The following is a 4455-nucleotide window of genomic DNA, read 5'->3' as shown; positions in this document are numbered from 1 at the left end:
TTTTTTTTTCGTTAAAACCTATAGCTACCAAAGCGTTATAAACTTTTATACTAAAAATTTAAAGATTAAAAGATATAGAACCGATTAAAGTAGTAAAACCCTAATTGAAAATCTAGAATACAGAAAATAATAAAGGAGGTGGTACAACATGAAAACATTTATTATTACATTTGCTGCTACATGTTTAGCTAATATCGCAAGTCATTACATACTTCTTGCTTTATAAAAAAGTTCCGCTACGCTCCACGTCTAAAGGGATAGTTTGGGGCGCAACTCTTACATACCCTTTAGACCTTGCGAAGCGAGTTACCGCTTTAGTTACCATTTTTGTGATGATAAAAATAATATTTGTATACTTTATGGGGTATACGAATGCATAAATAAAAAAAAGAGAAGAAATTAATCTTCTCTATTCAATCGGCTCTCTAGAACACCTATCAGACGCCTTAGCTAACGTTGTGAGAGCATCTTTTTATTTACATTTCACTTCTATAAGTTTTTCTATCTGTTCACCTAAATAATAGATAGCTTCTGATGTATTATCTTCTCTCTTTAAATCTTGAACTGTCTCAATTAACTCTTTTAACAATTTACCAAATCCAGCTAATTGTTCATCTTTACAATCCCAATTATTAACAGCCATCGAATATTTTAAACACATAATTGTTTCTTCAATTGTAATTCCTTTTTCTTTAGAAATTCTTATAATCGTATCAATATGTTTTATAGCATACTCTTCGTGTTCATATCTAGGTCGTTGGTTAAAAAGCGTCCCCATAATAATCCCCTTTTAAGTTTTTATTCTAATATAACATAAGATTAATATATGTTCCGCTGCGCTCCACGTCTAAAGGGTGTTTAAGGGCGTGCACTAGATTCCCCCCTTTTAGACTTTGCGAAGCGAATTTATTATTATTTTGTTATTAATTTAAATGTTGATAAACCATTATTTATATTATTGTTACTACTTTGTTACTACTTTGTTACTACTTTTGTTACTACTTTAAATGTTGATATACTAGTATTGTTACTACTGTTACTACTTTTTGAAAATATGTATATTATACATTTTAATTTCCGTATTTAGTTTATCGGTGTTTTATATATACATATATTTTTTACTTTTAGGTAGTAACAGTAGTAACAGCCTAGAGCCGCAAGGGTTTGAGGTGGTAACGAAAGTAGTAATTGTTACTACCTTAAAGTAGTAACACACAAAAAAAAGAAGGTCTTTAGACCCTCTTTATACAATTTCTATGATTTTAGGAAGATTTATAACTAGCATTTTTTTTGTGCCGCCTAGTAATAAACGTTGAGTTTTTTTATTTCCTTTTGAATCAGTAATAATCCATTCATTTTTCTTCCATTCACTAATAACGGTTTTTGCATCATATCCCGCATCATTAAGCAGTTTTTCAACTTTAGTTGGATACATTATAATTTTATCAGCGTTATTTTCGTATTGCCAGTCGCCCCAAGTGTCATATAATTGGTGACTTGTTCGGCTTTTTACAAATTTGAGTTTATTCATTAGGCATTGCTCATATAAATAAACCATTGCTTGTTTCGGCTTGTCTACTTCTTCGTTATCCTCTAACATACGACCCCAAACGTCATATAGCATGCAATCTTGTATTTGTGCGTCAAAACATTCGTTAAGCATTAATGCACTTACATGTAGTATTGACATGTATTTCGCTAGACGTTTTACGACGGTATTGTTTTCAGCTAATTTTATATATTGTTTGCGCAGGTCAACGTACTTTTCTTTCCATGTCTCTATCTCCTGTTGTGTTAACCAATTTGCGAATGATTTTCCTGCTGTACCGAAATATTGGCTCATATTCATTTCGATACTATCCACAAGCTCGGTTGCGTTGTCGCCGAAAGGCGCCTCTGTTAGTGTGATAACGCGCCCAGCAACCCCAGCGTCATGTGAGAATTCTGTTATTTTTTTCTCTCCAGTAGATAGCATGATGTTTTCCCATGTACCCGTTTTTTTCGTACCTTTTTCTAATTTTCCTCGATTTCGTTCTGCACCTTGCGTGAATTGATATACGATTGATGGAATTTCTTTTCCTTTACCTTTTTTTGTGTCATCGAGAAATAGCGGGAGATTGTGTAGCATTGATGCGCGTCTTTCAACACCGACTAATGTTGTGTTCCAAGAGTTAGTGATTTTATTAGGATTCCCCCACACACTAGCTGCTATTTTCATACAAATGGTTTTACCTCTACTAGTATTTCCGCTTAATTCTACGATGAAAGGGTCAATTTCTAACTTTTTAACAAGTAATGATGCGAAACTAGCTAATACATAAGTTAGTGCGAAAGGTTTCTCTTTTATAAGATTAAAGACATTTTCTTTCCAATCTTCAATTGAGCCTTTATTTGTAAACCCATCCGCATATTGTTTATCGCCTTCACTGTTTGGTACGAAAGTTATTTTGTCTTGTCCGATAACCTCATTTGGTAGTACAAAAGAGTTTTCGTAGTAACCTAGTCTTTCTAAGAAATATGAGACTTTTAGTTTGCCCCTTTGTAGATAGCGCAGGTCATTTAAGTAGTCAACTATATATTTTGCGTTTGTTGATGTAACTGGAATGCCTAAATTTGCGAGTTCTATAATTTTTCTTGTATTACTGCAAGTTTCGGCGAGCTGTATAGTAGTTCTAAATACGTTATTATCACTAATAACGCCTAACTCATAGTTTATACCTTTTGAGTCTGCGTTTACGTATAAACCTAGAATGCCGATACTACCATAAAAAACAGGCGTTTTTACCTCTTTTATGTATGCGTACATGTAGTTGTTTTTGCTATCATAACGTAATTTAGTTGTAGATATTCCTAGAAACTCAGAGTCTTCCAAACTATCGCAAGAGACAGGTTTTATGGTTTCGTTTTTAAGCTCGTAGTCAATATTTTCTACTTGATTTAAGGTGTCACTGTGACCTATAATATCAGTAGATATGTTTGAACTAGACGTTTTTTCAAAAGCTTGGCGGCTAACCTCTTTTGAAGAATCGTCTTTTTTTATGCCGTCTATTACCTTTAACGGCGTTTTTTCTGTGTGGGTATTCATTTTTATTTCCTCCAATTTAATTAATTCGTAAAGTATCGCTTATACTTCGCGACCCCTCCTAAGTAGTATTTCATTACGTCATATTTCGCCTGCGCATCGTCTGATAACAAAATATCTATCTCATATTCTAAAATAGGCAATTTATGATAGATTTCGTAAAATGCTTCGGCTTCGGTTGTAAAATCAAATAGCTGAATAAGGCGCTTAAATTCTTTTTCTCTATTAAGCAACGCCTGCAAAAGTCCGTTTTCTAGATGTCTCATTTGCTCTACTTTTTTATGTATGGCTTTTTGCTTCGCTATTTCTTTTTGCATAGTTTTGCGGTTTAGGTTTATGTCTAGGCGCAATTCTTTTAGTAGAAATGTTTCCGCCTGTTTATGCGTCCACCCATGCATTAGTTGTAACCCCGAAAATTGGTCTATCGGCTTTCTACCGTTGCAACCTGCGAAACAGAAACAGTTATTATCCGATACATTCACAATCATACTTTCGTTGGTGTCCGCATGGAATGGACACATACACATATAATTTTTACCTCTGCGTTTAACGTTTGTACCGCAATATGTCTCCAAAAATTCGATAATCGGAAGTTTGCTTTTAATTAAGTCGCTTTTCTGCATGTTAGCACGCTTCTTCTTTTCCTAGAGTGATTTTAATGTGTTTAGCTTGTCTATACCCGATTTGATAAAATACGTCGATTAAGTTTTTACTTTCAAGGCTTTTAAGCGCACGATTTACACTAGATTGCGAGATACTACATTTTTCAATGATGTCTGCGTGTTTTACTACTTTGTGTCCCTTTGCGCAACCTCGTTGATAGAGGTAAATCAAAACTAATTTTTCGGTTTGTGTTAACTCTTTGATGTCAAAAACCTGTTTTACTGTCAAAAATTCTCGCCTCCTGTCGTATTGGTTTACGCTTCAAATTGTATCAGTGGGTAAAATAGTTGTCAATAAGATAACTAATAAAAAAATAACGGAATTAAATAAACCTTTTCGCATCAACGGTTTATAAGATGTCGTATACTTGTCCTTTTGAAAGTCGAGTTACCCTAATTAACCCGCACTTTTCAAGTTCTCTGATTGCTTTGCGTAAAGTGACAGGCGTTATAATTCCCGTCGATTCAGATAGTTCCGTGTGGGTTAGTGGTCTTCCGTCTGAAACTAAGAATACAATATAGAGTAGACGTGCGTTTGACGATAGTTTTGCATCGGAATCCTTTAGAATACCTTTGATTCTCGTTAAAATATCGCCTTCAATTTGTAGACTGTTTGTCATATTGTTTTCCTTTCTTAATGATAGATATTTTTTAACTATCAATACTATATCATGAACTTTTATTTTTTGTAAATAGGTTTCAAAAAAAAAA

The 4455-nt window shown here is 33.8% G+C and carries 5 protein-coding genes; all 5 read right to left on the bottom strand.

All coding sequences use genetic code 11. The annotated features are described in order from the left end of the window. Positions 1–472: 472 nt before the first annotated feature. Positions 473–778 (bottom strand): hypothetical protein, encoded by a 306-nt coding sequence (locus CGQ22_RS31105; protein WP_089149804.1) that lies wholly within the window; start codon positions 776–778, stop codon positions 473–475. A gap of 465 nt (positions 779–1243) precedes the next feature. Then, complete coding sequence (locus tag CGQ22_RS31100; RefSeq protein WP_254704139.1) at positions 1244–3085, bottom strand: DUF927 domain-containing protein; 1842 nt, start codon at positions 3083–3085, stop codon at positions 1244–1246. A 20-nt stretch (positions 3086–3105) separates the two neighbouring features. Next, a complete protein-coding gene (locus CGQ22_RS31095) occupies positions 3106–3705 on the bottom strand; it encodes a CHC2 zinc finger domain-containing protein (RefSeq protein WP_089149803.1) in 600 nt (199 codons plus the stop codon). A gap of 1 nt (position 3706) precedes the next feature. After that, positions 3707–3973, bottom strand: coding sequence for a helix-turn-helix domain-containing protein (locus CGQ22_RS31090; RefSeq protein ID WP_089149802.1), 267 nt, complete (start codon positions 3971–3973; stop codon positions 3707–3709). A gap of 121 nt (positions 3974–4094) precedes the next feature. Then, the gene (locus CGQ22_RS31085; RefSeq protein ID WP_139032919.1) at positions 4095–4364 is read right to left on the bottom strand and encodes a helix-turn-helix domain-containing protein; all 270 of its coding nucleotides are present in this window, start codon (positions 4362–4364) and stop codon (positions 4095–4097) included. Positions 4365–4455: the final 91 nt, after the last annotated feature.

The sequence above is a fragment of the Bacillus sp. M13(2017) genome (assembly GCF_002218325.1).
Lineage (GTDB): Bacteria > Bacillota > Bacilli > Bacillales > Bacillaceae_G > Bacillus_A > Bacillus_A thuringiensis_K.
This window is presented reverse-complemented; position numbering and strand designations above follow the sequence as displayed.